General features: G+C 72.4%; 27 protein-coding genes and 1 tRNA gene. 12 read left to right on the top strand and 16 right to left on the bottom strand.

The window, feature by feature from the left end; all coding sequences use genetic code 11:
- Positions 1-13: 13 nt before the first annotated feature.
- Both LUZ64_RS14235 and LUZ64_RS14230 read right to left on the bottom strand, forming a co-directional pair.
- Positions 14-1,945: a serine/threonine-protein kinase gene (locus LUZ64_RS14235; protein ID WP_095583564.1), complete on the bottom strand. Its 1,932-nt coding sequence runs from the start codon at positions 1,943-1,945 to the stop codon at positions 14-16.
- 75 nt (positions 1,946-2,020) lie between these two features.
- Entirely contained in the window at positions 2,021-3,577 is a 1,557-nt protein-coding gene (locus tag LUZ64_RS14230) for a serine/threonine-protein kinase (RefSeq protein WP_095583565.1), read from the bottom strand.
- 270 nt (positions 3,578-3,847) lie between these two features.
- On the opposite strand from LUZ64_RS14230, the gene LUZ64_RS14225 reads away from it, so the two are divergent.
- Positions 3,848-4,252 carry a VOC family protein gene (locus LUZ64_RS14225; RefSeq protein WP_095583566.1) on the top strand — a complete coding sequence of 135 codons (405 nt, stop codon included), beginning with the start codon at positions 3,848-3,850 and terminating at the stop codon, positions 4,250-4,252.
- A gap of 77 nt (positions 4,253-4,329) precedes the next feature.
- Here the strand turns inward: LUZ64_RS14225 and LUZ64_RS14220 are convergent, their stop codons facing one another.
- A complete protein-coding gene (locus tag LUZ64_RS14220) occupies positions 4,330-4,848 on the bottom strand; it encodes a DinB family protein (RefSeq protein WP_095583567.1) in 519 nt (172 codons plus the stop codon).
- A gap of 125 nt (positions 4,849-4,973) precedes the next feature.
- Positions 4,974-5,972 (bottom strand): helix-turn-helix domain-containing protein, encoded by a 999-nt coding sequence (locus LUZ64_RS14215; protein ID WP_232390058.1) that lies wholly within the window; start codon positions 5,970-5,972, stop codon positions 4,974-4,976.
- Positions 5,973-6,054: 82 nt separating this feature from the next.
- Here LUZ64_RS14215 and LUZ64_RS14210 point away from each other — a divergent pair, with 82 nt between their 5' ends.
- The gene (locus tag LUZ64_RS14210; RefSeq protein ID WP_095583569.1) at positions 6,055-6,444 is read left to right on the top strand and encodes a cupin domain-containing protein; all 390 of its coding nucleotides are present in this window, start codon (positions 6,055-6,057) and stop codon (positions 6,442-6,444) included.
- Positions 6,445-6,613: 169 nt separating this feature from the next.
- Here the strand turns inward: LUZ64_RS14210 and LUZ64_RS14205 are convergent, their stop codons facing one another.
- On the bottom strand, positions 6,614-7,369 hold the full coding sequence (locus LUZ64_RS14205; RefSeq protein ID WP_095583570.1) for a GbsR/MarR family transcriptional regulator: 756 nt from the start codon (positions 7,367-7,369) through the stop codon (positions 6,614-6,616).
- A gap of 223 nt (positions 7,370-7,592) precedes the next feature.
- Here LUZ64_RS14205 and LUZ64_RS14200 point away from each other — a divergent pair, with 223 nt between their 5' ends.
- Entirely contained in the window at positions 7,593-8,255 is a 663-nt protein-coding gene (locus tag LUZ64_RS14200) for a DUF4097 family beta strand repeat-containing protein (protein ID WP_095583571.1), read from the top strand.
- Here the strand turns inward: LUZ64_RS14200 and LUZ64_RS37735 are convergent.
- Together LUZ64_RS37735 and LUZ64_RS14195 are read right to left on the bottom strand one after the other, a co-directional pair.
- A complete protein-coding gene (locus LUZ64_RS37735) occupies positions 8,252-8,557 on the bottom strand; it encodes a DUF6255 family natural product biosynthesis protein (protein ID WP_372471988.1) in 306 nt (101 codons plus the stop codon). The genes LUZ64_RS14200 and LUZ64_RS37735 overlap by 4 nt on opposite strands.
- Complete coding sequence (locus LUZ64_RS14195) at positions 8,554-8,901, bottom strand: NUDIX hydrolase (protein ID WP_095583572.1); 348 nt, start codon at positions 8,899-8,901, stop codon at positions 8,554-8,556. Before LUZ64_RS14195 ends, LUZ64_RS37735 begins: the two co-directional genes overlap by 4 nt.
- A gap of 158 nt (positions 8,902-9,059) precedes the next feature.
- Between LUZ64_RS14195 and LUZ64_RS14190 the strand changes: the two genes are divergently transcribed.
- Positions 9,060-9,908 (top strand): helix-turn-helix domain-containing protein, encoded by an 849-nt coding sequence (locus LUZ64_RS14190; RefSeq protein WP_095583573.1) that lies wholly within the window; start codon positions 9,060-9,062, stop codon positions 9,906-9,908.
- On the top strand, positions 9,905-10,840 hold the full coding sequence (locus LUZ64_RS14185) for a UTRA domain-containing protein (protein ID WP_095583574.1): 936 nt from the start codon (positions 9,905-9,907) through the stop codon (positions 10,838-10,840). Before LUZ64_RS14190 ends, LUZ64_RS14185 begins: the two co-directional genes overlap by 4 nt.
- 165 nt (positions 10,841-11,005) lie before the next feature.
- Here LUZ64_RS14185 and LUZ64_RS14180 read toward each other — a convergent pair whose 3' ends face one another.
- Positions 11,006-11,383, bottom strand: a complete 378-nt coding sequence (locus LUZ64_RS14180; RefSeq protein WP_095583575.1) for a hypothetical protein — start codon at positions 11,381-11,383, stop codon at positions 11,006-11,008.
- Positions 11,384-11,797: 414 nt separating this feature from the next.
- Between LUZ64_RS14180 and thrS the strand changes: the two genes are divergently transcribed.
- Complete coding sequence (thrS, locus tag LUZ64_RS14175; protein ID WP_308251420.1) at positions 11,798-13,075, top strand: threonine--tRNA ligase; 1,278 nt, start codon at positions 11,798-11,800, stop codon at positions 13,073-13,075.
- A 135-nt stretch (positions 13,076-13,210) separates the two neighbouring features.
- Here thrS and LUZ64_RS14170 read toward each other — a convergent pair whose 3' ends face one another.
- Together LUZ64_RS14170 and LUZ64_RS14165 are read right to left on the bottom strand one after the other, a co-directional pair.
- The gene (locus tag LUZ64_RS14170; protein ID WP_095583577.1) at positions 13,211-13,639 is read right to left on the bottom strand and encodes a hypothetical protein; all 429 of its coding nucleotides are present in this window, start codon (positions 13,637-13,639) and stop codon (positions 13,211-13,213) included.
- Between the two features lie 494 nt (positions 13,640-14,133).
- Positions 14,134-14,829 (bottom strand): lipoprotein, encoded by a 696-nt coding sequence (locus tag LUZ64_RS14165; RefSeq protein ID WP_095583578.1) that lies wholly within the window; start codon positions 14,827-14,829, stop codon positions 14,134-14,136.
- A gap of 165 nt (positions 14,830-14,994) precedes the next feature.
- Here LUZ64_RS14165 and LUZ64_RS14160 point away from each other — a divergent pair, with 165 nt between their 5' ends.
- Positions 14,995-15,549, top strand: a complete 555-nt coding sequence (locus LUZ64_RS14160; protein WP_232390056.1) for a GntR family transcriptional regulator — start codon at positions 14,995-14,997, stop codon at positions 15,547-15,549.
- 158 nt (positions 15,550-15,707) lie between these two features.
- Here the strand turns inward: LUZ64_RS14160 and LUZ64_RS14155 are convergent, their stop codons facing one another.
- Positions 15,708-16,040, bottom strand: a complete 333-nt coding sequence (locus LUZ64_RS14155) for a hypothetical protein (RefSeq protein ID WP_095583579.1) — start codon at positions 16,038-16,040, stop codon at positions 15,708-15,710.
- A 270-nt stretch (positions 16,041-16,310) separates the two neighbouring features.
- Between LUZ64_RS14155 and LUZ64_RS14150 the strand changes: the two genes are divergently transcribed.
- The 3 genes from LUZ64_RS14150 to LUZ64_RS14140 all read left to right on the top strand — a co-directional run bounded on the left by LUZ64_RS14150 (position 16,311) and on the right by LUZ64_RS14140 (position 18,077).
- Positions 16,311-16,709 (top strand): thiol-disulfide oxidoreductase DCC family protein, encoded by a 399-nt coding sequence (locus LUZ64_RS14150; RefSeq protein ID WP_095583580.1) that lies wholly within the window; start codon positions 16,311-16,313, stop codon positions 16,707-16,709.
- Positions 16,710-17,145: 436 nt separating this feature from the next.
- Positions 17,146-17,910, top strand: a complete 765-nt coding sequence (locus tag LUZ64_RS14145) for a hypothetical protein (RefSeq protein ID WP_095583581.1) — start codon at positions 17,146-17,148, stop codon at positions 17,908-17,910.
- Between the two features lie 94 nt (positions 17,911-18,004).
- Positions 18,005-18,077: transfer RNA gene (locus tag LUZ64_RS14140), tRNA-Arg, on the top strand.
- 51 nt (positions 18,078-18,128) lie between these two features.
- Here LUZ64_RS14140 and LUZ64_RS14135 read toward each other — a convergent pair.
- Positions 18,129-18,731 carry a GNAT family N-acetyltransferase gene (locus LUZ64_RS14135; protein ID WP_232390055.1) on the bottom strand — a complete coding sequence of 201 codons (603 nt, stop codon included), beginning with the start codon at positions 18,729-18,731 and terminating at the stop codon, positions 18,129-18,131.
- A 155-nt stretch (positions 18,732-18,886) separates the two neighbouring features.
- Here LUZ64_RS14135 and LUZ64_RS14130 point away from each other — a divergent pair, with 155 nt between their 5' ends.
- On the top strand, positions 18,887-20,062 hold the full coding sequence (locus tag LUZ64_RS14130; RefSeq protein WP_232390054.1) for a winged helix DNA-binding domain-containing protein: 1,176 nt from the start codon (positions 18,887-18,889) through the stop codon (positions 20,060-20,062).
- Between the two features lie 238 nt (positions 20,063-20,300).
- Here LUZ64_RS14130 and LUZ64_RS14125 read toward each other — a convergent pair whose 3' ends face one another.
- Together LUZ64_RS14125 and LUZ64_RS14120 are read right to left on the bottom strand one after the other, a co-directional pair.
- Complete coding sequence (locus tag LUZ64_RS14125) at positions 20,301-20,765, bottom strand: VOC family protein (protein ID WP_232390053.1); 465 nt, start codon at positions 20,763-20,765, stop codon at positions 20,301-20,303.
- Positions 20,766-20,854: 89 nt separating this feature from the next.
- The gene (locus tag LUZ64_RS14120) at positions 20,855-22,369 is read right to left on the bottom strand and encodes an MFS transporter (RefSeq protein WP_095580543.1); all 1,515 of its coding nucleotides are present in this window, start codon (positions 22,367-22,369) and stop codon (positions 20,855-20,857) included.
- A gap of 218 nt (positions 22,370-22,587) precedes the next feature.
- Between LUZ64_RS14120 and LUZ64_RS14115 the strand changes: the two genes are divergently transcribed.
- Positions 22,588-23,301, top strand: a complete 714-nt coding sequence (locus LUZ64_RS14115; protein WP_232390052.1) for a TetR/AcrR family transcriptional regulator — start codon at positions 22,588-22,590, stop codon at positions 23,299-23,301.
- Between the two features lie 244 nt (positions 23,302-23,545).
- On the opposite strand, the gene LUZ64_RS14110 is transcribed toward LUZ64_RS14115, so the two are convergent.
- On the bottom strand, positions 23,546-24,841 hold the full coding sequence (locus tag LUZ64_RS14110; RefSeq protein WP_232390051.1) for a M64 family metallopeptidase: 1,296 nt from the start codon (positions 24,839-24,841) through the stop codon (positions 23,546-23,548).
- A 397-nt stretch (positions 24,842-25,238) separates the two neighbouring features.
- Complete coding sequence (locus LUZ64_RS14105; RefSeq protein WP_232390050.1) at positions 25,239-26,579, bottom strand: alpha/beta fold hydrolase; 1,341 nt, start codon at positions 26,577-26,579, stop codon at positions 25,239-25,241.
- Positions 26,580-26,636 lie beyond the last annotated feature (57 nt).

Below are 26,636 nucleotides of genomic sequence, written 5' to 3'. Positions count from 1 at the left end.
TACCCGCCCTTCACTATTCCTGGATCTTCAGGTACTTGACGACGTTCTCGAAGAGCTTGTCGCCGTCCTTACGGCCTTCGCCCTTCTCGGGCATGCCCACTTCCAGCGTCCACACGGCGGTCTTGTCGTCGTTGACGAAGACCTGGTCGCGGCGGAGGCGCTTGGGGGCGTCCTCGTTGTCACCGGACTTGCGGTAGACGGTGGTGACGCCGGCGGACTGGAGGCCCTGGTGGGAGGGCGCCTTCGACGTGGTCGACTTGGAGTCGTTGAGCGCGTCCCGGTGGCCGCCGTCGCTGCGGTACCGCTCGGCGATCCGCTTGGCCTCGTCGGTGGCGGAGGCGATGTCCTTGGGGTCCCTCAGGCCGGCGTTCTTGGTCCGGATCTCCGGGGTCTCCCGGCTGAAGGTGATCACGAAGACGCCGCTGGGGTCGCTGAACTGGACCCAGCCCTCGGCGGCGTTGACGTTCTTGGTGTAGTCCTCCGGGACCGCGAGGGACGCCTTGACGGCCTCGGGCTCGTCCCGGACCTTCCAGTGCAGCGGTACGGCCGGGCCGACGGCGAACGGGTTGACGATCAGGAGCGTGGCGGCGGCGGCCACGGCCACCACGCCTCCCCCGAGCCCCCATTGCGCCTTACGGTTGCCGTGGAGCACCGGCGGCACCCAGCGGCTGCCGGTGACGGGCGCGGCGGCCGGTGCGTAGGCCAGTGGCTGCGGGGTCGTCGGCCGGGCCACGGACTCCAGTGCCTGCCGGACCTCGGGGGCCGTCGGGCGGGCCGCCGGGTCCTTGCGCAGCAGCTGCATGATCAGGGTGCCCAGCGCGCCCGCGCCGCGCGCGGGCACCTGGGGTTCGGCGGACAGGATGGTCTGGAGGGTGGCGGGCGTGTTGGAGCGCCGGAAGGGGGAGACGCCCTCCACGGCCGCGTAGAGCACGACGCCGAGCGACCAGAGGTCCGACTCCGGGCCCGGCCGCCGGCCGAGGACGCGCTCGGGCGCGACGTACTCGGGCGAGCCGACGAAGCCGCCCGTCTCGGTCAGACCCTGCTCGCCCTCGATCTGCGCGATGCCGAAGTCGGTAAGGACGACGCGTTCGTTGCGCCCCAGGAGCACGTTGTCGGGCTTCACGTCGCGGTGCAGCACCCCGGCCTCGTGCGCGGCGGTGAGCGCGTTCAGGACGTCCAGGCCGATCCGGGCGGCCTCGCGCGGGTCGAGGGTGCCCTCGGTGAGCTGGTCGCCGAGCGAGCGCCCGCGCACCAGCTCCATGACGATCCACGGGCGGCCGTCCTCGACGACCACGTCGTGCACGGTGACGACGGAGGGGTGGTCGATGCGCGCGGCGGCGCGGGCCTCGCGCTGCATGCGCAGGTGGACGTTCTGGCGGTGCTGCTCGCTCAGGTGGTCGGGGACGCGCGGTTCCTTGACGGCCACGTCGCGGTCGACCACCTCGTCGCGGGCCTTCCAGACGGTGCCCATGCCGCCGTGGCCGAGCCGGGAGACGAGGCGGTAACGGCCGCCGAGGAGGCGGCCGGTGCCGGGGTCGGGGGTGGCGGCGGGAGCGGCGGTGGCGGGGTTGTGCAGCGCGGTGGGGACGTAGGGGCCGGGCGGCGGGGTGCCGTGGGGCGGGGCGCCCTGAGGGGGCGTGGCGTGGGGCCGCGCCGGCTGGGGTGACATGTGCGGCGGCATGGCCTGGGAGGGCATGCCCGGGGCCGGGGCGTGGGCGTGAGCCTGTGCGGGTGCCGGTGCGGGTGCGGGTGCCGGGTGCCGCGGGTACGCGCCCTGCGGCGGTGTGCCGTACGGCGGTGTGCCCGCCGGAACGCCTATCGGTACGCCCGCCGGAACGCCCGCCGGGGCGCCCGGCACTGCGGCGCCGGGGGCGGCGGGTACCGGTATCGGCGGCTGGAGATCGTAGCTGGTGGGCTCGCTGGCCCGTCCCCCGTCGTTCGTCATGCACCCATCATCACCGATGGCGGGGCGGCTCCCGTCCGCCCGGCAAGGGCACGGCGGAAGGGCTCCGGCGCGCCGTCACGGGCTCGAAACCGGCCTGATGCGGACGAACGTGTCGAGTGCCGTCTCCAGGTGCCGCCGCACCTCGGCGGACCGCCGGGCGGGCCCGGAGGCCCACACGTCGTACGTCTTGCCCGCTTCGTCCCAGCAGATGTCGTACGTCCGCAGGGAGCGGTTACCGTCCGGCCCGTCCCAGACGAACTCCCAGGACGCGGCGGGCACTCCGCGCCGCCGGGTCTCCGTCACGGTCGCCTCGCGGTAGCCGGGGTAGCGGCCGGGCGCCTGGGCGGCGGCGGCGCGCAGGGCGCCGGCGGGGCCGCCCGGCTGCGGGTCCTGGATGAGGACGCCGAGGCGGAACTCCTTGCCGGGCGAGTAATAGAAGATCCGCGGGGGTTCGAAGGAGCGGGTGAAGCCGTCGGGGACCGCGAGGGCGAATCCGGCCGGGTCCTGGACCGCGCGATAGCCGAGGGGGGCCCTGACGGGGGCGGAGACGGGCGGCTGGGGCGGGGACGGGAGCACGGAGGGCGTCGGCCGGGAGCGGCTCAGGGGGCCGCTCGCGGCCCCCGACGGCGCGAGGGCGCCCCCGACGTCCCGGCCGGCCAGCAGGGCGGCCAGCCCGGCGCCCACACCGGCCAGGGCCACGACGGCGACGGCCGCCGTAAGGGCGACGCGGGCACGGCTGCCCACCCCGTACAGGGCGTAGGGCGACGGCGAGTCCCGCTGCCCCGCGCCGGGCTCGCAGACCGGGTCGAGGTACGCGCGGAGGAGCCGCTGTGCCTCGTCGGCGCCCATCCTGCGCCGGGGGTCGCGCTCCAGGAGGCCGCGTACGACCGGCAGCAGCGGGCCGGCCCCGGCGGGTGGCCGGATCTCGTCGTGGACGACGGCCTGGAGGATGCCGCCGAGGGAGTCCCGGCGGAAGGGCGACTCCCCGCTGAGCGCCACGCACAACAGCACGCCCACGGACCACAGGTCGGAGGCGGTGCCGGTCTCGCCGCCCGCGATCCGCTCGGGCGCGGTGAACTCCGGGGAGCCGACGAACGCGCCCGACTCCGTAAGGGTCGTGGCACCGGACACATGGGCGACGCCGAAGTCCGTAAGGACGACGCGTCCGGTGCCGGTCTCCAGCAGGACGTTGGCGGGCTTGATGTCCCGGTGCAGGACACCGCGCGCGTGGGCGGCGCGGACGGCGCCGAGCAGCGCGAGCCCGATCCGGGCCGCCTCGGGCAGGCCGACCGGCCCGTCCGTCACCAGCGCGTCGGACAGGGTGCGGCCTTCGACAAGCTCCATGACGATCCAGGGGCGTCCGTCCTGCACGACGACGTCGTGCAGGACGACGACGTTCGGATGGCTGATCAGGGCGGCGGCCCTGGCCTCGCGCAGGGTGCGGTCGAGTTGCGCGCGCGTGGCCGTCCCGGCCTGCGTCCCGCCGTCGAGGTGCAGTTCCTTGACGGCGACCTCACGGGCCAGGAGCTCGTCGGTGGCCCGCCAGACGGTGCCCATGCCGCCCCGGGCGATCCTCGTACGGAGGCGGTAGCGGCCGGCGATCAGACCATCGTGCGCGGCGAAGGTCCCCATGAGCACATCTTGCCCCGGGGCCACTTGGGCCTATCCGCCTGTACCGGTCGGGTCTGGGCCGGAAGAAGGAATTCCGTCGGTGGCCCCCGCCGCGTTCCGGAACGGCCGTCTCCAGGGACCGGGCCGGGCGTGCCGGCCGGGTGCCGGCCGGAGCGACATCCGGGGGCATCCGGGGGACATCCGGGGACATCCGGGGGTGACATGACATTCCGGCGCGTACGACCTCGCCGGACCGGTCACACGTTCGGGCCGGTGAGGCATCATCACCGGATGAATCACCTCGGACTCGTGGCCATCGTCGTACGCGATTACGACGAGGCCGTCGACTTCTACGTCAACGTCCTCGGCTTCACGCTCGTCGAGGACACCCGCATCGACGAGCGCAAGCGCTGGGTGGTCGTCTCCCCGCCCGGCGCCCGCGAGGCGGGCCTCCTCCTCGCCCGGGCGGCCAACCCCGCCCAGGAGGCCCGGATTGGCAACCAGACGGGCGGTCGCGTCGGCCTGTTCCTCAACACCGACGACTTCGCGCGCGACCACGCGCGGATGCGGGCGGCCGGCGTCGTCTTCGAGGGCGAGCCCCGGCGGGAGCCGTACGGCACGGTGGCCGTCTTCCAGGACCTGTACGGCAACCGCTGGGACCTGATCGAGCCGCGCCACGCGGTGCGCGGCGGCTGACGCGTACGGCACGGGGGCGGGCGTACGCCTACGAGCCGATGGGGCCGTCGGCGCTACGAGCCGGTGCCCTCGTGGCCCTACGAGCCGGTCCGCCCGTCCACCAGTTCCCGCACGATGTCCAGGTGCCCGTTGTGCCGGGACGTCTCCTCGATCAGGTGCGTCAGGATCCACCGCAGCGTCACGTGCAGCCCGTCCCGCACGGTCCGTGCCGCCCTGGCCTCCAGGTCCGTGGTGGCCACGAGCTCGCGGTACCGGGAGCTCTGGGCCTCGTACGCGGCGAGGATCTCCGGCAGCGGGATGTCGACGGCCGTGCGCATCTCCCAATCGGGGTCGTCCTCGTCCCACGGGGCGATGTCCTCCTCGCCGAGAAAGACGACCTGGATCCAGTAGTACTCGACCCACCGCAGGTGGTTGACGAGCCCGCACAACGTCATCAGCGGGGAGCCGGGCAGCGGGGCCTTGCGGGCGTCCTCGGCGGTCACGCCCTCGCACTTGGCGCGGGCGGTGGCGCGGGCGTAGTCGAGGAAGGTGGCCAGGGAGGTGCGTTCGTCCCAGGCGGGGGGTGTGTCGGTTCGGGTCACCGGCGCATGATCCATGCCCGGGGCGCCGGGCGTCGACCGATTAAGTCGACCGATGGGGCGGGGCCGTCGGGCGGTTCCGGGCCGGGGTCCTCGGGTCGTCCCGGCCCGGGCTGTCCGGCCACGTCCTTCGGCCCTCCGGATCACACGGCCGCCGGGCCGAAGCGCCGCCGGTACGCCGACGGGCTGAGGCCGGTGTCCCGCCGCAGGCGCGCCCGTAGGTTGGCCGTCGTGCCGAGGCCGCTGGTCCGGGCGACGACGTCGAGGCGTTCCTCGCCGCGTTCGATGAGGCGGCGGGCGAGGGTGACGCGCTCCCCCGTGAGCCAGGCGAGCGGCGTCGTGCCGAGTTCGGCGCGGAAGCGGCGGTGCAGGGTCGCGGGGCTGACGGCGGCCCGCGCCGCGAGGCCGGCGACGGTCAGCGGCTCGCCGAGCCGCTCCTGGGCCCAGGCCAGCAGCGGGGCGAGCGACTCGTCCGGCACGTCGGGTACGGGCCGCTCCACGAACTGGCGCTGCCCGCCGTCCCGGTGCGCGGCGAAGACCAGCCGCCGGCTGACGGAGTTGGCGACCTCCGCCCCGTGGTCGCGGCGGACGATGTACAGCCCGAGGTCCAGCGCGGCGGCGCTCCCGGCGGCCGTAAGGATGTCGCCGTCGTCCACGAACAGCACGTCCGGTTCGAGGATCACGCCCGGGAAGCGGCTGCGGAACGAGCCCGCCCACTGCCAGTGCGCGGTGGCCCGCCGCCCCTCCATGACGCCCGCCTCGGCCAGCGTGTACGCGCCGCTGCAGAACCCCACGAGCCGGGCGCCCCGGGCGTGCGCCCGACGGATGGCGTCCAGCACCTCCGGGCGGCGCGGTACGTCGGTGTCTGGCCGGTTGGGGACGATCAGGGTGTCGGCGGTGTCGGCCGCCTCGATCCCGGCGACGCCGGTGAGCGTGAAGAACCCGTCCCGCATCAGGATGTTCGGTTCGGCGGCGCAGAGGGTGAAGTCGTAGAGATCGCGGCCGAGTTCCGGTCTGCGGAGCCCGAAGACCTCGGTCGCACAGCCGAGCTCGAAGGGGTTGGAGTTCTCGTCGACGATCACGACGACGCGGTGGAGCGGAGACGCGTGGACCGCGTCCTTTGCTTCGCTCGGTCCGCTCATTCCGCTCGCCTGCGAGGATTCTTGCGCCATGTGCGATTTCTAGCACTCACGGAAGCGGCCGGACAGTCCCGAGGATGGGCGCATGAGCAATGAACCCATCGCCCTGCGAGAGGCTCTGGCCTCCTTCGACGCCTTGTGGAGCCCTCGCATCGTGACCCGCGTCAACGACTACGACGTCCGCGTCGCCAAGGTCGCGGGCGAGCACATCTGGCATGTGCACGAGCACACCGACGAGTTCTTCCACGTCCTCGAAGGCGAGCTGCGCATCGCCGTGCGGGACCCCGACGAGCGCTCCGTCACCCTCCCCAAGGGCTCGGTCTTCACGGTCCCGCGCGGCACGGAGCACAAGCCGTACGCGCCCGGGGGCGCGACGATCCTGCTGTTCGAGCCGACGGGGACGCTGACGGTCGGGGACCGTCACGAGGAGGTGCCGGGGCACGTGGACGCGACGACGGGGCACGCCCTGTCCTGACAGGGGCCTGTGCGCGGCCGGGGCAGCCCTTGCCCCCGGTGGGACGCGCGTGACGCCGGGTTTCCGGGGCGACGGGGGTGCTCCGGAAGCCCGGCGTCACGCGTTCCCGTCCACCTGAGGCTGTCTATCCGCGATCCGGATATCCGCAGCTCGGTTATCCGCGGCTCGGTTATCCGCGATCCGGACCGGGCTCGGCGGTGCCGGCCGAAGGCGTCGCGGCCTTCGTGTGGAGGACGTCGCGGGCCTGCTCCGCGGCGCGGGTCATGGTCTCGCTGACGAAGTCGAGGAAGCGGGCGATGTTCTCCAGGCGGGCGGCGGCCGGGGTGTCGGCGCCGAGGACGCCGACGCCCTGCCGGGCGGTCTCGATGACCTGGGCGTTGGACCGGGCGCTGGCCACCATCGCCTGGTACCAGACGTCGTCGTCGACGACGTAGCGCTCGCGGCGGCGTTCGTTGCGCTCCCGGCGGACGAGGCCCTGCCCCTCCAGGAACGTGATCGCCTTGGAGATGGACGCCGGGCTGACCTGGAGTCGCTGGACGAGTTCGGCGGCGGTGAGGCTGCCCTCGTCCGTGGTGTAGAGGCAGGTCAGCACCCGGGCCATCATCTTGGGCAGGCCCGATTGCATGAGGACGGTCGTGAACGTCTCCTCGTACTCGCGCACGGCCTCGGCGTCGCGCCCGTGCGCCTGCGGGGGCGCCTCCGCACCGCGGGGCGCGGCCTGCCTGCGCCGGTGGGCGCGGCGCTCGGTGGCGCGGTGCGCCAGGTCTGCGCGGTAGGCGGTGGGGCCGCCGTTGCGCATGACCTCACGTGTGACCGTCGAGGTCGGCCGTTCGAGACGCCGGGCGATCTCCGCGTAGGCGAGGCCGTCGGCCAGCCCCAGCGCGATCTGCTGGCGTTCGGGCTGGGTGAGTCTGCCTCCCGGCATCGCGATCTCCTTCGTTCTCGCTCGATGTCGCCAGCATAGCGTTCACACTTCGTTCATTGCAACGCACGCGCGGCTGTCGTTGCGTTACCTCTGAGACTCGTTGCAATGATTAAAGGCCATTGACCTGCATAAACGCAGATTCTAGGCAACGAACATGTTGAAGCTCTTTGGAATGCAACGTAGCGTTTGCGTCATCAGAAACGACGAGCTCAAGGAGAGCACGATGCAGAAGTTCGCCACCGCCGCCCCCGTCTCCGCCGTCCTCGACATCCCCGCCGGACGCATCCGCCTCATCGCCGCCGACCGGGCCGACACCACGGTCGAGGTCATGCCGGCGGACGCCTCGAAGAGCCGCGACGTGAAGGCCGCGGAGCAGACCACGGTCGAGTACGGCGACGGCGTCCTGCGGATCGCGGCCCCCGCGGCGAAGCCCCTCGGCAACCCCGGTTCCGTCGAGGTGACCGTCCAGCTGCCCGCCGGTTCCCACGTCGAGGCGAAGGCCGCCACCGCCGAGCTCCGGGGCGTCGGCCGGCTCGGCGACGTCACCTTCGAGAGCGCGCACGGCTCGGTCAAGCTCGACGAGACAGACGGCGCCCACCTCGTCCTCGCCGCCGGTGACATCTCGGTCGGCCGCCTGGGCGGCGCCGCGCGGCTCAGCACCCAGAAGGGCGACCTCCACATCGCCGAGGCCGTGCGCGGTACGGTCGAACTGCGCACCGAGCACGGCGACATCTCGGTCGGCGCAGCCCGTGGAGTCTCGGCCACCCTGGACGCGGGCACCGCCTACGGCCGCATCCAGAACGCGCTCCTGAACACCGGCGGCACCGTCGGCCTGGACATCCACGCGACCACGTCCTACGGCGACATCGCCGCCCGCAGCCTCTAGAGGACGTACGCCCCATGAGCGCTACGGCCCTCACGGCGAACCGCCCACGCGAGCCCCGCGACGGGTGCCACCGCGGGACCCGGCCGCCGCCGACGGCGTGCGGCCTCCGAGATCCACGACGCGGCGGCCCGGTCCGCGCACCGGGCCCCCGCCGGGGCCGGAGTGACCGCCTCCGGCAACCCCGGCGGGCGTACGGCCCCGTAGTCCGTGAACCGCACGACGCCGCAGGCGCGGCACCGCGCCTCGCCTCTCGTATGCGTCCACCCCACGGGGTGGGTGCACGCGGCCCTGACGACCGTCACCGCCCCACCCCTCCGGTCACCATGTGCGCCGACCGCCAGTGCCTCCGCTGGGCGACGAGCGCGTCCCCGGCCTTGACGGCATCGTCCCCACCGGCCGCGGCCCGCCGCGCGGCGTCGAGCTCGGCGCACTCCGTACAGCCGTAGGCCGGACGGCTCCCGGGCGGCAGCAGCCCGGCGGCCTCCCGCTCCTCCCGAGTGGCCAGCCGCAACGCGGCGAAGGGGACCTCCCACTCCAGCCCGCCCCCGGGTTTGCGCAGTTGAACGCGGCCGCCCGCGCTTCCGATCACTTGCGCGACCCGTCCCTCGCGGGTGTCCACCACGAACGCGCCGTTCCTGTATGTCATCGCCTCGCGCCTCCCCGGGCTCCGTCGACAGCAGCCACATCTTCCCGATCGGCACGAGGAGCGGCGAAACTTTCACCTCTAATTGCCCCCATTGAGTGAACGCTCGCACATCTCAGTGCAGTTGCTCTCGCTAGAGTCGCCCCGAAGGAGGTGATCGCTTGGCTGACATCACGCCCACCCTGTTGCGTCGAAGGCTCGGCGCGGCGCTGAAGACCTTGAGGGTGAGATCCGGCCTCAACCTCGCAGATGGCGCCAAGCTGCTGGGCGTTTCCAGCCCGACGTTGAGCAAGGTCGAGAACGGCAGGCAGCGCACCGATCCGGAGAGGTTCTTCACCGCCTACGGGGTGACGGACGCGGAACGTGTCGAAGAGGTCCGGGAGATCGCGAAGCTCGCCGACAGCAGCCGCCACCAGAGCCTCTACGTCCAGTACAAGGACGTCATCAGCGACCGATTCGCCGACTTCCTGGAAATGGAGCAGATCGCCACAGGCATCGACCTCTACGGGGCGCTGCTCATCCCAGGTGTGCTGCAGACGGTCGAATACGCCTCTGCCGCCATCGGAGGCATCAGCGTACTGAGAACAGCGCGTGAGGCACGAGCGTCCACCGAGCTGCGCATGAAGCGACAGGAGGTCCTGACGTCCTCCTCACTCGCCCTACGATGCGTGCTGGACGAAGCGTCTCTCCGGCGCGAGCTCGGCGGGCCTTCCGTCCTCCGGCAGCAACTTGAACACCTGCTCACCGTCTCCAGGCAGCCGAACGTGGAACTCCAGGTCATCCCGTTCAAAGCAGGCATGCACACGGGGCTGGACGGCGCCTATACGGTCTTCCACTTCGAGGTCGGCTCTCCTGTCGTGGCCGTGGAGCCACTCACGACCTCCCACTACCTTGAAGAGGATGACCAGGTCGCACGCTACGACGTCGCGTTCGATCGCCTGCGCACCCAGGCACTGGACCCTGAGGCGTCCCGCGACTTCATCGCAAGGATCGCCGAGGAGACGCAGTGAGGTTCAAGAAGAGCAGCTATAGCTCCGGTTCCGTCGACACCTGCGTGGAAATCGCCCTACCCAAGGGCATATCCGCCGGCCCCGTCTCCATACGCGACTCCAAACGCCCCACCGGCCCGACACTACGCATCCACCCCGCCGCGTACGCCGCCTTCACACAGGCGCTCAGGGAGGGCGTCCTCACCGCTCCCCGCGAGCCGCATGAGCAAATCGCGGCGGCGGTGCGCGACGAGATCATGAGCGGTGACCTGGCCCCTGGCGACAACCTGCCGTCCACCACGCAGCTCCGTGAGAAGTTCGACGCCTCGAACGCCACGATCCAGAAGGCGCTGCAACTCCTCAAGGAGGAGCGCCTGGTCATCGGGCGACCCGGCAGCGCCGTCACCGTACGCCCGCGTCGTCAGCGCACCATGCGTCCCGCCGCCTACATGGCCCCGTCGGCGACCGGCGCGCCGTACCGCTGGCTCACCGAGGCGGCCAAGCTGGGCGGGGAAGCACGCAGCAAGCTGCTGGAGGTCGCCGAGGTGACGCCCGCGGCGGACGTGGCCGCGGCCCTGAACATCGCCAAGGGCGGCACCGCGCTGCTGCGACGCCAGATACTCCTGATCGACGACGAACCCGTCGAACTCGTCAAGTGCTACTACCCCTTGGAGATCGCCCTGGGCACGGCCCTCACGGAACGTCGCAGGATCAAGGGCGGCACTCCCACCCTCCTCGCCGAGCTGGGCTTTCCGCCCCGGCTCAGCGTGGACAAGGTGTCGGCCCGGGTCCCCACCCAGGAGGAGTTCAACGCCTTGCGGCTGCCCAGCAGCCTGCCGGTGCTCCGCACGCTCAGGACGCTGTACAGCGACGACGAACGGCCGGTCGAGGTCGCGGTCATGGCGAAGGCCGGGCATCTCTACGAGTTGCAGTACGAGTTCACGGCGCGGTAGGGATCGTCGTGGCGTTCGGCGACCGCCTCGTACGCGACGACCTGACGCGAACACCCACGTGACCGGTGCGGCCCATGCCATGAACCGTGCCGGTACAGTCGGAAGGGGCGTCCGAAGCCACCTTCCATGGCTTCGGACGCCCCTTTGTCGGGCCTCGTCGTCGCTCTACCGCACCACGACCACGTGGAAGCTGCGGTCCGCCAGCGCGCCCGCCGAGTTGAACGTCTGAAGGAACAGACAGTTGTTGGTGCCGGCCCGGCCCGTGACGGTGATCTCACCGGTGGGCGGAGTGCCGATGTTGCCGGGAAGCCCGACGGTCGCGAGATAGGTCCCGCGGGTGACCACTACGTTGAAGCAGACCTGGTAGGTGCCGAGGGACAGCCTGGTCGATGACGTCGCGCCGAGGCTCTGCGCGGGGACGAGGACCCCGTTGGCCTGCACGACGGCCCTTACCGCATCCGCCGGTGCCGGCGCGTCGGCGACAGCCGTCGAGCCGTCCTCCGCCGGGACGTTGAGGGCCTCGGTGGGAGTGTCGTTGCTCATTTCGCTCTCCTCTCTTTCTACGAGTGCGGCGTCGAGGTCGGCGCGCGCATGACGAACGCGGCCGAAAGAGGGTGCCCTGCGGAGAGAATTCGGAGACTCGGCGCCGGGCCTGTCGAGGCGAGATTAACTCCCCACCCGGTTTCCTGATACTGGACTAATCTCCAAACTTGAAAGGCGTATATCCAGCCCATCCGATCAGCTGAATAAATCAACCGCCTTTCGCTTTCCGGTAATTGTTCCAGACGCATCGCCCGACGCGCGCCCACCGGAAAACCCCGTGCACCCCGCCCCGCCCCCTGCTACCGTCCCCGCCATGAAGCGCGCCGACACCATGACGACGACGCCGGAGAGTGTCCCGGCGCGCTGACAGATGTCCAGTCCGAAGCCCCGGGGCGAGCGCCCCGGGGCTTCGGCTTGCGGCGCTCGCTCCACGTACGCGAGGAGACCGCCATGCGGGACACCGCCCACGACCACCGCAAACTCGGCCGCGAACTCGGCCTGTTCGACACCGATCCGCTGATCGGGTCCGGGCTTCCCTACTGGCTGCCGGACGGCGCGGCCGTACGTCACGCGCTGGAGGAGTACATCCGGGAGGCGGAACGGAAGGCGGGCTACCGGCATGTGTACTCGCCCGTGCTGGGCAAGCGGGAGCTGTACGAGATCTCGGGGCACTGGTCGCACTACAGCGACGACATGTTCCCGCCGATGGACCTCGGCGCCGAGCAGGTGGTCCTGCGTCCGAGCCTGTGCCCGCACCACGCCGTGATCTACCGGTCCCGCTCCCACAGCTACCGCGAACTGCCGCTCCGCATGGCCGAACTGGGCGGCATGTACCGGTCCGAACTCTCGGGCGTACTCGGCGGCCTGACCCGCGTACGGGCCATCCAGCTCAACGACGCGCACATCTTCTGCACCCTGGACCAGGTCGCCGACGAGGCGGCCGCCGCGCTGGAGATGATCCGGCGGGCGTACGAGGCGCTCGGGATCACCCCGGCCCGCTACCGGCTCTCCCTCCCGGGGCCCGGCGGGAAGTACGTCGCCGCCCCCGGGATGTGGGAGCGGTCGGCGGCGCTCCTCACCGACGTCCTCGACCGCTCCGGCCTGCCGTACGAGGCGGCCGAGGGGGAGGCGGCGTTCTACGGGCCGAAGATCGACGTCCAGGTCGCCGACGGCGCGGGCCGGGAGTCCACCCTGTCGACCGTCCAGATCGACTTCCACCAACCCGAACGCTTTGACCTGCACTACATCGGCGCGGACGGCGCCAAGCACCGCCCCGTCATGGTCCACCGCAGCGTCATCGGCAGTGTGGAGCGGGCCGTGGCCCATCTCATCGAGCGGCACGGCGGCGCCTTCCCCGCCTGGCTGGCCCCCACCCAGCTCGCCCTCCTGCCCGTCTCCGAGGCCCAGGTGCCCGACGCCGAGGCCGTCGCCCGCCGGTGCGCCGAACTGGGTCTACGGGCGGAGGTCGCCGGCCCCGAACGCGGCACCCTGGGCGCGCGCGTCCGCGAGGCGCGCCTCGTGCCGTACCAGGCCGTCATCGGCGCGAAGGAGGCGGCCGACGGCCACCTCGCCGTACGCCTGCGTGACGGCCGCCGCCTCGCCCCGCGACCGGCCGACGGGTTCCTCGCCGCCGTCGGCGCGCTCGTAGCCGCGCACCGCACCGATCTGTGGGACGAGGAGGCCCGGCAGTAGGGAGCCACGCCCATGGTGGCCCGGAGCCGGGGAACCCCCGGCTCCGGGCCGGCACGACGACCGGCGGCACGGCGGGCGAGTCCACGGCAGCCGATCCGCTTCCCCCACCGCACCGCACCGCCGGAACTTCAGGGATCACAGACCGACGATGAACTTCCCCCTGGCCTTCGCCGGGTTGTAGTCCGTGTTGCCGTGATAGACGGCCGTGTATCCGGAGAACGCCGCCGTCGCCATCAGCTGCGGGTCGCTGATGTTCGCACCGGAGTCGAGGTTCGCGTCACCGTTGGAGTCGGTCGTGGCGGTGCCGAACTCCTGATTCGTGCTGGTGACGACGAAACTGATCCGCTGGCCCCCGATACCGCCACCGTCCGCGGTGGTGAGGTTCGCGCTCATCTCCGCCTGCGCCATGCCGATGATGCTGCCCCGAACGGTCTTCGCGGTGAGAAGCACGTTCTTCTTCTCGTGCGGGGCGTCGGGTCCGCTCGTCTGGTGCTGCTGGTGCAGTTGCTGCCATTGCTGGAACTGCTGCCACTGCTGGAACAGTTCGGCGTCGGAAACGGCCATCGGAGAACTCCTCACGGTCGAGTGCCCAGAGTTGTCATCTTCGATGCACGATGCGGTACGGATGTCGCGGCGATCAGGTACTGGGGTCGCTACGCGCCCGACACCCCGAGCGGAAAGTCAGAGAACCCGGATATCCCTCCGGCACTTTCCACTCCTTGCCGCACCAAAAAGGTACGCCCGTAGCCGAATTGCGCACATCGGAGGCTTCCGGCCAGCGGATCCGGGGCCACCGGAACGAGCCACGGCCGCGCCACGACACGCGCCCGCCGGGGCTCGACGCCCACAGGAAACACAGGTCACAGAGCGACGGCGGCTCCGGCCCCACCGCCCACCCGAGCCCCCGGCGCCATGGCTCGAACCCGTGCCATAACCGTTTCTCCTCCCGGAAAACGAACCGGCAAGGGCCGAATTACGGAAGAACTTGAATCCACACCTTCCCCCGGGGGGCGACGAAGGCCGTCCCCCGGGATTCGCGCGCGAAATTCTGACGGCCGTTAATTCGCCGTGGCAGAGGCCCCGGCCATGGTCTTCTTCGCCAGCTCGTACACCGGGAGAATCCGCCGGTGCTCCTCCGTGTCGAAGCCACGGAGCTGGATCACGGCCACGCCCTTCGGGGTGGACAGCGCGAGCGCCCGCTGCTCCCGGTCCTCCCCCAGCTTGGGGCTGTTCAGCTTGTACACGACCTCCACCGCCGGCTGCCCGCCGACCTTGAGGTCCTGGTACTTGCTCTCGACGAGGTACTTGCCCTCCTCGGTCATGAAGACGTCGAGCACATGCCGCGCGGACGAGTCCGTCGCGGGCCCGGTCCACACCAGCATCCTGTTGATCGCGCGATCCTTGGTGTCGATCTCACAGGTGCCCTTGAGGGACTTGTGGTGGGTGATGTCCCCGAGGAGGTCGCTCTCGGCCTCCGACATCGTGTTCGCCTTCCAGCCCTCGGCCGTCTCGAACGAGACCGGGAGTTCACACGCCGAGCCGGCCTCGCCGACCCTGGTGCCACTGCCCCGCCCGGACTCGGCGGTCTCCGTCGCGGACGGCACCGCGGGCTTCGACGGTTCCGTCTTCCCCGCGGCCTTGCCGGACGCCTCGGCCTTGTCGGCCTTACCGGCATCACCGTCGCCCGAAGCGCAGCCCGTGAGCGCACCGACCATGAGCGCGGCGGAAACCAGTCCCCCTGTGATTCTGCGCATGAACCTTTCCCTGCCGATCAAGTAAACGGAAAGGAAATTAGCCCGACGCGCCGACCCCGTACAAATCGTTATTTTCCGCTCCGCGTTCGCGCCTCCTCGGACGCGGCCTACTCCGGATCGTCCGGGAAGCTCATGATGGTGCGGACGGACGGAAGGAATGCGATCGTGCCGGAACAGACACCGCGGCAGACCTGGGAGAGCGACTCCGCCAGGTACCTCACCCCACGCGGCCGGGGGAAGCCCGACGCCTGGGCGGAGGAGGCCGGTGAGAGCCGGCGCCGCGGCGGGCAGCGGCTCCTCTCCGCCGGGACGGTCGTGCCGCCCGACGCCATCGCCCGGGCCCTCGGGCTCGAAGCGGGCGGGCAGGCGGTCTCACGGCGCCGCCTGATCCTCCTCGACGACGTGCCGGTCGAGCTCGCGGACTCGTACTACCCGCCGCGCGTCGCCGCCGGAACGGCCCTCGCCGAGCCGAGGAAGGTGCCCGGCGGCGCGGTCACCCTGCTCGCCGAACTCGGCCACGTGGCCACCCGGGTGGAGGAGACCGTCACCGCCCGCATGCCCACGGAGGAGGAGCGCGAGGCGCTGCGGCTCGGCGGGCACGAGCCCGTACTCGTCCTGTCGCGGCTGATCCTCGGCGGGGACGGGCTGCCCATGGAGTTCTGTGTGATGACCATGACCGCGAGGGATCGCACGCTCCGGTACCGCATGCGGCTCGACTGACCCGTGCGGACGGCGCGGCCGGGTTGCGGGCCTCAGGCCGCCCGGTCCCGCACACCGCGAAGGGGCGGGAGCCACCGGCGCCCGCCCTACGGCCGTTCAAGGGCGCCCTTCAAGAACGCCCGGCACGACGCCCTTCCGGCACCGCGCCGCCGCCCCCCTCAGCCGAACTGCACGGCGCGCGGAAGCGTCCCGCCTTCGAAGTTCCTCGCCATGCCCGGCTGGAGCGTCCCGACGACCTGCGACTCGCAGTCTCCGGGCTCCGCGTAGAGCGTGGCCCTCGTGTTCGTGCCGTTGGTCGCCCGCAGCGCACCGCCGGGCAGAAGGAAGCAGACGTCGTTGTCCGGGTCATCGAGCGTGAGATCCCCGTGGGTCACCGACACGTAGTCGAACGGGCCCGTGGCGGCCTGGGCGCTGGTGGAGAGACCGGTGACCAGCACCAGCGCGGCTCCCGCCGCCACCGCGACCCGGCCCAGACGTGTGAGTGCGTACATGAACGTCCTCCCCCGGCGGGACGACGCCCGCCCGATGCTGCTCCGACGCTTCGGACCGCCCCGGCGGATCCTCCACGGCCCGGGCGGGTGGTGCGCTCGCTCGCCCTAGATCTGGCGTGACACAAGGCAGATAAACCGCTTTAGGGGAGGCCGGGGTCCGGGCTCACCCGCATAGGTGAAGTTCGGAACTCCCGTTCCCGCCCGTTCCTGCCATCGGCGTGGGCGACCCCGGCCGTCCCCTCCCGCGCCCCGCCCGGCATCATGAGGCTCATGCGCACCCAACCTGTGCTCGTCTACGACGGTGACTGCGGCTTCTGCACGACCTCGGTGAACGCCGCCGAGAAGCACGTCCGGCCCCGCTGCTCCGTCACCGCCTGGCAGTTCGCCGAGCTGGACGCCCTGGGTGTCACCCAGGAACGGGCCGAGCACGAGCTGCTGTGGATCACCCCGGCCGGAACGGTGTACGGCGGCGCCCAGGCCGTCGCCAAGCTGCTGCTCAGCGCGGGCGGCGGCTGGGCCGTCCTGGGCGCGGTGCTGAGGCTGCCGCCGGTGCGCTGGGTCGCCCACGGCGTCTACCGGCTGGTGGCGGACAACCGGCAGAGGATGCCGGGCGGCACGGCGGCCTGCGCCCTGCCCGCCGCGCGGCGGCCGGGGGCCGCGGGGTCCTGACGTCCGGCGGCCGTCGCCCGGCCGCCGGATCCCCGCGATCCCCCGCGGCCGGCCGGTCCGTCACACCCCCGCGTACGCCACCGGCGGCACCCGGCGCGTACGTGCCCTCAGGCGGCCGCGCGCCCGTCACCGGCCGCGCGTCGTCCACCGGGTGCGCCCCGGTGGGCGGGATGCCCGTCCGGCCGCCCTCGCAGCCGTCGCAGCGCCCCGGTCTGTGCACCGCCGGTTCCTTCCGGCAGTCCGAACACCACACGAGCCAAATCCCTCTCCCTGAGTCCCCGTTCGGTTTCCGGAACCATGACCGCCGTGCGCCCGGCAAGGTTGTACGGCGCCAAGATCGCGCCATTTTCCCGGGCGTCGCGAATCGTCCGGGCGACCGGCAGTGGATCATGAACTGTGCCGCCCGGAGGGCCCGGCGGCCCGGGGAGGAAGAGCGGTGAGTACCGCAGTAGCGCGAACCGAAGAGCGGACGGAAGAGCGGCCGCCGGAACGGGAAGGGGAATGGGCGGAGGCCCTGGGCCTGACCCTCGTCCCGAAGTCGGATTTCACGGAATTCCTCGGCCACCTCGGCAGCGCCGCCGACGCGGACGGTGTGAATCCGGCCTTTGATCCGCGTCACAGCCTCCTCTCCCCCGACACGAGTTTCTGGATCGCCGCCGAGGACCGGGACGGCCGCATCGCGAGCTGCATCGCCTATCGGACGTTCCGCACCCTCGATGTGCGCGAACTGATCCGGACGATGCGGGTCTTCTGCGAGGGACCGTGCGACCAGCACTCGGGCACCCTGGACCTCGTACTTCCCGAGGAAATGCCGAGGGTCTCCGGATTGCTGGGTTTCCCGGGCGGCCTCTGGGTGCGCGGGGACTTCCGGGGGAACGGCCTCTCGGAACACATGCTGCGGGCCGTCCGCAAGGAGGCCCTCGGGCGCTATTCGCTCGACTGGGAGGTGGCCGTGTCGTTCAAGAAGATCACCGACAGCCCGTCCCTGCGGAGCCTCTACGACTTCGAATACGTCGTGCCCTGCTTCGACGGCTTCTTCCCGCTGACGCGACGCGTCGAGCGCATGGCCCTCCAGTACAGCTCGCGCGCCCACCTGGTCCGGAGCCTGGCCGGCCGCCGCCGGGCGTCCGGGGCTTCCGGGGTTCCCGGGGTCCCCGGCGAGAACGGCGGCGAGCGTTTCATGGCGCGCGTCACACGATGAGGACCGGCGGTTCCCGGCGGGGAAATCCACCCTCGCACGTCGGGTAATATTGCTTCCGCAACGCCGACCGGTGGCCCGTCCGCCGGAACGCCGAGCACTCGTAGCTCAACGGATAGAGCACTTGACTACGGATCAAGAGGTTGCAGGTTCGAATCCTGCCGAGTGCACAGCGTGCAGAGGCCCTCAGGAGAAATCCTGAGGGCCTCTGTCGTGTTTCCTCACCGGGATCGAGGAAGCCAGACGTAGCGGACGTCCGGTTCCCGTTCCTCGTTTCCGGAGCCGTCCGTGCGCTCGGCCGCCGTGAAGCCGTGGCGTTCGTAGAAGCGGTGGGCCGGAGTGTTGATCTGGAAGGTCCACAGTTCCAGGCCCGCGGGGAAGCGCTCCTTGGCCAGGGACAGGAAGCGGTCGCCCAGGCCGCGGCCGCGCCAGGCCGGGGCGAGGTAGAGCTGGTCGACGTGACCGGCGCCGGCGGCGCCCTCGGTCCGGGCCTCGGACTCAGCCTCGGACTCGGACTCGGACTCGGACTCAGCCTCGGTCAGGACCATCACGCCTACGATGCCGCCGTCGCCCTCCCTGCTCTCCGCCTCCGCTACCCAGGTCTCCCGCTCCGGGATCACCACATGCCGGAAGAAGGCGCGCACCTCGTCGTCCGAGTGAGCACGGCGGACCGTCGGCAGGGCCGCGTCGTACGAGCGCAGCCAGACCTCGGCCGCGGCCTCCGCGTCCGGGGCGGCGGCGCGGCGGAGGGCAGGGGCAGGGGCGGGGGCGGCGATCGTACGCGTCTCGTCGGTGGTGTCCGTGGTGTTCGTGGTGTCGTCCATGGCGCGCACCGTCTCAGACACCCCTCCGCCCGCGCACCTCATTACCGACTGGGGGCGCTACCGGCCGGGGAACCACCGGCCCCGGCCGCCGGGATCGCCCGGACGCCGCCCCCATGAGGACAGATTCCGCCCTATATCCCTTCTACGCTCACCCCATGACCGCCCGCCCCCGCGTCTCCGACGACCAGCGCCGTGCCCGCCTCGCGCGGCGGCACCTCCTGTCCCCCGCGCACCGCGCCACGTCCGTCGAGGAGGTCGCCGACGCGCTCGTGGGGCTGCACGCCACGGACGCCGCGACCGTGTACCTGTCGGCGTGCGCGCGGCTGGCGGAGCCCTCGCCCGCCGAGGTGGAACGGGCGCTCTACGAGGACGTGACGCTGGTGAAGCTGCTGTCCATGCGGCGCACGATCTTCGCCGTGAGCACCGCCCTCGCCCCGTACGTCGAATCCTCCACCGCCCGCGCGATCGCGGTGCGCGAGCGCGCCCAGTTCGTGAAGTTCCTCCAGCAGGGCACCGAAGGCGGGTGGGACGAGCGGCGGCTCGCGCGGACGGAGCGGGAGGTGCTGGACGCGCTCGCCGCGCGCGGTGAGGCGACGACGGCCGAGCTCGCCAAGGACGTGCCCGCCCTGCGGGAGACGATCGCGGTCTCGGTGGGCAAGCCGTACGAGTCGCGGCAGAGCGTCGGCAGCCGGCTGCTGCGGCTGCTGGCCTCCGACGGGCACGTGCGCCGTGCCCGCCCGCGCGGCTCGTGGACCAGCAGCCTGTACCCGTGGGCGCCCGTGCCGCGGATCCCGGAGATGGACGTGCGGGAGGCGAAGGCGGAGATCGCCCGGCGCTGGCTCGGCTCCTTCGGGCCCGCGACGGAGGCGGATCTGAAGTGGTGGACGGGCTGGACGCTCGGCGACACCCGTAAGGCACTGGCCGATGCGGGCGCGGCCGAGGTGGAGTTGACGGGCGGCGTCACCGGGTACGCCCTGCCGGACGACCTGGACGACGTGCCGCCCGCCGAACCGTGGGCCGCGCTGCTCCCCGGCCTGGACCCCACGCCGATGGGCTGGCGCGGCCGGGACTGGTACCTGTCGCCCGACCTCGTACCCGCCCTCTTCGACCGGGCCGGGAACGTCGGGCCGACGGTGTGGTGGGACGGCCGGGTCGTGGGCGGCTGGGCCCAGCGCGCGAACGGGCAGATCGTCTGGCGGCCGCTGACGGACGTGGGCCGCGAAGCGGCCTCCGCGATCAACGCGGAGGCCGCCGGGCTGACGGACTGGATGGGCGAGGCCCGGGTCACGCCCCGCTTCCGGACGCCGCTGGAGCGCGAACTGGTGCGGTGAGCGGGGCGGGATCCGCCGGGCCCGCTCACCGCACGCCGTCGGTCCGTTTGGTGAGCGGGACGTCCGGTCGCACCCGGGGCGGGCGGGGCTCCCAGGGGCCGGCTGGGCTCCCAGGGCGGGCTGGGCTCCCGGCGCCGACGACGGCGCCGTCGGCCCGTGCGGTCGGCAGGGACCTGCGGCCGCGTCCGGGGCGGGACGAGACCCGTCGCCCCCGGAAACCGTCAAGCCCCCGGAGCCGTCAGCCCCCCGTTCCGCCGCCGTGCGCCGCGGCCGTCGCCTCCGGTGTCGCCCGCTGGGACCGCTCCGACGGCTGCTCCCCGTACGGCGTCGTGATGAACTCGATGACACAGGTGCCGCCCGGGTCGCGGACGTAGACGCCGCGCCCGCCGTAGTCGTGGTTGATCTTGCCTTCCTCCGCCAGCAGCGGGTCGGCCCAGAAGGGCAGCTCACGCTCCGCGATCCGGGCGAGGACCGCGTCGAACTCCCCGTCCGTGACGAGGAAGGCGAGGTGGCTGAAGTTGATGTTCTCGGCCGGAACGAGGTCGTCGGCGAAGTCGACGCCCACCCCGTTGGAGGAGGTCACCTGTGTGAAGGGACCCCAGTCGAGGGGCGCCTCGGACGATCCCGCCAGCCAGGCCAGGAACGCCCCTGTCTCCCGGCGGTCCTTGACGTGCACGATGATGTGGTTCAACTCGTTGGGCACGGTGGCCCTTTCCTCGAATGCTATGTCGACTGATACGTCGGCTGATACTTCGGCTGCCGCGTCGACCGCTTCGTCGCGCGCGAGTGGTGTCACGGCGTCCTCCCCCGCCCGCCGGGCAGGGCGAAGGCGCCCAGCGCCGCACACGCGGTGAACGCGGCGGCGGTCAGCAGGGCCCGGCCGTATCCGGCGGTCAGCGCCTGCTGAAGTTCGTGGGGCCGCCGGGCCAGGCGGGCGGCCGTGGTGTGCGAGGCGACGGTGGCGAGCACGGCGAGGCCCAGCGCGCCGCCGACCTGGCGGGAGGTGTTGACGAGGCCGGCGGCAAGCCCGGCCTCGGCCGGGTCCGTGCCGCTGGTGGCGGCGACCATGGCGGGCATGAGGGACAGCCCGAAGCCGAGGGACGCGAGGACGAACGGCCCGGCCACCTCGTCGGCGTAACCGCCGCCCGCGCCGCCGATCCGCGACAGCCACACGAAGCCGGCGGTGCTCAGCGCCATCCCGGCGACGACCAGCGGGCGGGACCCCGTACGGGCGACGAGACGGGTCGCGGTCCGCGCGCCCACGATGATGGCGAGCGACCCGGGCACGAAGCACAGACCCGCCTCGACCGCGCCGAGCCCCAGATTCTGCTGGAGGTGCAGGGAGAGCAGGAACCACATCGAGAACCCGGCCCCGCTCATCGCCATCACCAGCGGGTTGGCGACGGCGAGGCCGCGGTGGCGCAGGATCGCCAGGGGTACGAGCGGCTGGGCGACCCGCGACTCGATGACGACGAATCCGGCCAGCAGCAGCGCCCCCGCGCCGGCCGGGCCCCAGACGTGCGGGGAGCCCCAGCCGTGCGTCTCGCTGCCGATCGTCCCGTGGACGAGGGCGGTCAGGCCCGCCGTGACCGTGAGGGCGCCGGGCAGGTCGAGCCGGCGCGCCCCGCCCCGGCCGCCGCCCGCCGCCGGTACGTACAGGAGCGCCGCGGTCAGCAGCGCGGCGCCTATGGGGACGTTGACGAAGAGCACCCAGCGCCATCCGGCGTACTCGGTGAGCGCCCCGCCGACCACCGCCCCGACCGCGCCGCCGGCCGCCGTGACGACGCTCCAGGCGCCCATCGCGCGGGCCCTCGGGGCGGGTTCGGTGAAGGTCCGCATGATCAGCGCGAGGGTGGCGGGCGCGAGGAACGCGGCGCCGGCGCCCTGGACGGCGCGGGCCGCGACGAGCGGACCGCCCCCGGTGGCGAGGCCGCCCGCCAGGGAGGCGAGGGTGAAGCCGACGACGCCGGCCAGGAAGGCGCGGCGGGTGCCGACGAGATCGGCCGTCCGGCCGCCGAGGAGCAGCAGGCCGGCGAAACCGAGGGTGTAGGCGTTGACGATCCACTGCTGGCCCGCGGCGTCGAGGCGTAACTCGGCACGCATGGCGGGGAGCGCCACGTTCACGATCGTCACATCGAGGATGACCATGAACTGGGCGGCGCAGGCGAGGACGAGGACGGCGGTGGCGGACCGGGGCCGGCCGGGGGCGGAGGAGGGTACGGCTTCGGGAGCGGCTTCGGAGGCGGGGGCGGCTGCGGGTTCGCGGTGGTTCCGGGCCGGCGGCTGCGACGAGTCGGCTGTGCGCATGGCGGAACGTCCTCACGCTGAGGGCACGACTTGCGGACACGGCTTGAGGGGACGGGACGGCTTACGGGGACGGCTTACCGGGGGACGTCTTGGGGGGACGTCTTGCGGGGACGGCGGAAGGTGACGCGGCGAGGCGGCACCCTCCGGTACTCGGAATTAGAGGCGCTATAAAAATGTAGCACCTCTAATTCTGCTGGCCGGGCGGCTATTCTGGAGGTATGACTTCCGCCGCCCGCACCGACACCGCACCGGCGCCCCGCGCGCGGACCTCACCCCCCGCGACGACCGGTCTGCGCGAGCGCAAGCGGGAGCGCACCCGCCGCGCGATCGCCCAGGCGGCCTTCCGGCTCTTCGCCGAGGACGGTTTCGACGCCGTGACGCTCACCCGGATCGCAGCGGCGGCGGAGGTGGCCCCGGCCACCGTCTTCACGCACTACGCGTCGAAGGAGGACATCTTCTTCGGCCGCCGCGACGACTTCGAGCCGAAGGTGACGGCCGCCGTGACCGGCGCCGCCACGGGCGCCCAGCTCCTCGAACGGCTGGGCCGCGCCTACGTCGAAGCCTTCGAGATCGCCCTGGAGGAGGACTCCATGGACCAGGCCCGGGTCTTCTCCCGGGTCCTCCTCGACAGCGCGGCCCTGCGCCGCAGCTACCACCCCCTCGCCCACCACCGCCGGCTGCTCCTGGAGGGACTCCTCGTCGAACGGGCGGGCCCGCGCGCCGCCGACCCGGCCGTACGGGCCGAGCTGGCGGCGTTCGCGGCCCTGGCGAACACGGCGCGGGAGCTGGGCTTCGAGGCGCTGCACGAGTCGCTGGCGGCGGGCGACCCGACGGACCGCGTGCGGGAGGCGGCGGGGGCGGCACTGGCCAGGGGGTACGGGCGGGTGGTGCGGGCCTACGGGGGCGAGGCGGGGGTGCTGGACGCGGGGTAGCGTGAGCCCGGCCCACGGCGCGGTACGCGCTGTCGGACGCCGGGTCAGCGGAAGCCCCGCCCACGGCGCGGCACGCGCTGTCAGACGCGGGGTCAGCGGAAGCCCCGCCCACGACGCGGCACGCGCTGCCGGACGCCGGGTCAGCGGAAGCCCCGCCGGCGCCGGCGCCGTACGTGCTGCCGGAAGCGAGCAGCCCCGCCCCCGTCGGCGCCGTACGTACCGGCTCGGCGCGTCACGAACCCGCTCAGCGCGTCACGTGCCAGCTCAGCGAGCCCGTCAGACGCCGCCGCAGTTCCGGGTCGCGCACCGCGTCCGTCGTGTCCACGGCCGTCGCCGTCACCACGTGCGCGCGGCCGTCCGGGCGGATGCCGAGGAAGCGCGGGGTGACCGCCGTCCGGCCGCGGGCGCGGAAGACCTCGCGCCCGTCGGCGTACCACCGGACGACCGTCGTGGCGGCCGGCGTCCGGACCTCGATCCGGTCGCCGCGGCCGACCTCGGCGCCCGGCGCGACCTCGCTGGTCAGGACGCTCGCGTGCCGGTGGAAGCCCGCGATCATCGCCTCGCGGCCCGGCAGGTTGAACTCACGGCCGAGCGTGCGCATCTCGGAGTTCTCGGTGGGGCGGTAGAGGCCCTTGGGGTAGTAGCCGCCGCCTTCGTACGCACCGACCGCCCCACCGTCCGGCGAGGTCTCGCCCAGCCAGCGGTACCACTTCATCCGCTGTGCGGCCTGCTCGTCGGCGCGCAGCTTGCTGATGTTGACCTCCCAGGGCTCGGCGCCGGTGTACGTCCCGTACTCGTCGTACTGGTACTCGTCCGCGAGCTTGCCGAGCGAGTGCCCGGTCTCGTGGACGGCGACCTGGTCGGACTTGGAGTGGTCGGAGGAGGCGGTGGCGATGCCGTCGTAACCCACCTGCGAGACGACGTCGTTGTAGCCCGCGCCGCCGTACTTGGCGGAGTTGGACAGCACCACGACGAGATCGGCGGCGGGTGCCCTCGCCGCGTACGACTCGACGCGGCCGGTGTCGACGCACAGCAGCCGTTCGATGCCGTCGCAGAAGAACGTGGACTTCAGGGCGGTGTCCTTCACGACGCCCTGCACGGGGTCGCCGGAGACACCGGACTGACGCGACACGGCGCTGACGGCCCACACGTTGAAGAGCCGCCGGTAGGAGGCGTACGGCTCGACGGCCGCGATCTTCTCCCACTTGGCGCGGACGTCCGCGTGGAAGTCGGTTTGCTCGGCACCGGTGTACCCGTCCCCGACGAAGACGACGTCGAGCTTGGTGGCGACGGGCCCGTTCTCGACGACGGGCGTCACGTCGCCGTCACCGGGGGCGGACGGCCGGAGGGGGTGGGGAGGGGTGGGGGACGCGGGGACGGTGGTGTGTCGGGGGTGGCCGTCGGGGCCGGTGAAGTATTCGACGGGTTGGGGGCGTTGGGTGGGGGCGGGGGTTGGTGCGGGGGTTGCTGTGGCTGTTGCCGCGGTGATGAGGGTTGCGGCGACGGTGAGGGCGAGGGTGAGGGGTATTCGTCTGCGCACGGGGACTCCCGGGGGCGGCGGTGGGTGCGGCCCAAGGTAGGGAGTCGGGGGGTGGGGGGCAATGGGTGGGGCGGGGTTGGGGTGTGGGGTTGGTGCGGCGTGGGGGTGCGGGCGGGGTGGTGCGCCTGCGGCGGGCCTTGTCCCCTACCCGCCCCTTCCCGAAACCGGGGGCAAGCCCCCGGGCCCCCTTCCGCGCTGACGCGCGGTGTCCTCAAGCGCCGGACGGGCTGAATTCGCCCGGTTCCGGGCAACGAATCAGCCCGTCCGGCGTTTGAGGACCGGGGTCCGGGGCGGAGCCCCGGTTCGGGAAGGGGCGGGTAGGGGACAGAGCCCCGCGCAGCGGCAACCCGCCCGCACCCCCACGCCGCACCCGCCCCTCACCCCGGCCAACCCCCCGTCACAACTCCCCCCGCACCAACCCCAGCAACCGATCCAGCACCACCCGCCCACCCACCCGAACCCCGTCATGCTCGAACTCGGACGTCACCCACGTCCGCAACCCCCCGATCCCCTCGGCCGTCCGCAGCGAATGCCCCGTGTCCACGAACAGATCGTCCTGGTAGACCGCCGCCGCCACCGGCACCGTGTTCCGGGCCAGCCGGGCCGCGTCGTACAGCGGTCCCCACCCCTCACGCTCCGCGAGGAGTTGCGCGACAGGGCGCAGGGGGCGCAGGGAAGGGTGCGTGCGAAGCATCCAGGGGTGCACGGTCTCGCCCGTGAAGAGAAAACGCGCCCCCTCGTCCGTATGCCGGTCGAACTGCGGGAATTCCGCGCGGACGCGATCCGCGGACCAGTGCGTCGCGCGCCCGTCCTGGGCATAAATGGCCTCATGGAGGATTGCGTAGAGCGGGCACTGCGCGCGGGAGAGCACCGCCGCGGCCTGTTCGGTGAAGGCGTCGGAGAGCCGCGGCCCGGCGGCCGTGGGCACGAAGGCGTCCTCCAGGAGGTAGTGCAGCCGGTGCGAGCCGTCCCCCGTGCCGAGGAGGATGCCGAGTTGCTGGAAGGCGCCCACGGTCAGCAGGGTGCCGTCCGGCAGGGTCTCCTCGTGGTCGGCGAGATGGGCGGCTATGCGCCGGGCGGCGTCCTCGTCGCCGGGGTAGCGGGCGTAGTGGGCGAGGGACTTCCGCTCCATGCGCGGGTAGGCCGCGCGGTAGACGGTGTCCGCGTCGGCGTCCAGGGACGGCAGACCGCCCGTGATCAGCACCTCCGCCAGCCCCTCCGGTGCCAGCGACAGGTAGGTGACGGCGCAGAAGCCGCCGAAGCTCTGCCCGAGCACGGTCCAGGGCCGGCCGCCGGTCAGCCGCGCCCGGACGTGCTCGCAGTCGCGGACGATGGAGTCGGCCCGGAAGTGGGCCAGATAGTCGGCCTGCCGGGCCGGGGTGCCGCGGAGCGGCAGCGTCTGGCGGTTGGCGGGCGTGGAGCGGCCGGTGCCCCGCTGGTCGAGGAGGAGGACGCGGTAGTCGTCCAGGGCTCGGTCGAGCCAGTTCTCCCGGCCCAGGGGGCGGCCCGCGGGGAAGCCGGGGCCGCCCTGGAGGTAGACGAGCCAGGGGAGTTCTTCCCCGGCGCGCCGGGTCGCGACGACCTCGCGTGCGTAGAGCCGGATGCGCTCACCGTCGGGGTCCGCGTGGTCGAGCGGTACGTCGAAGTGGTGATCGGTGAGGACGAGCCCCGGCTGACGGACGGTGGCCGGGGCGTACGGCGGTGCTACGACGGCCGCTTCGCCGACGGGCTGGGGCATGGTTCCATCCTCACGTACGAACAGATTCTTCACCTGCGGGACACCGATCGCTTGACG

The organism is Streptomyces albireticuli, from assembly GCF_021228125.1.
GTDB classification, from domain to species: domain Bacteria; phylum Actinomycetota; class Actinomycetes; order Streptomycetales; family Streptomycetaceae; genus Streptomyces; species Streptomyces albireticuli.
Note: the sequence above shows the minus strand (reverse complement) of the source record. Positions and strands in the feature narration are given on the sequence as shown.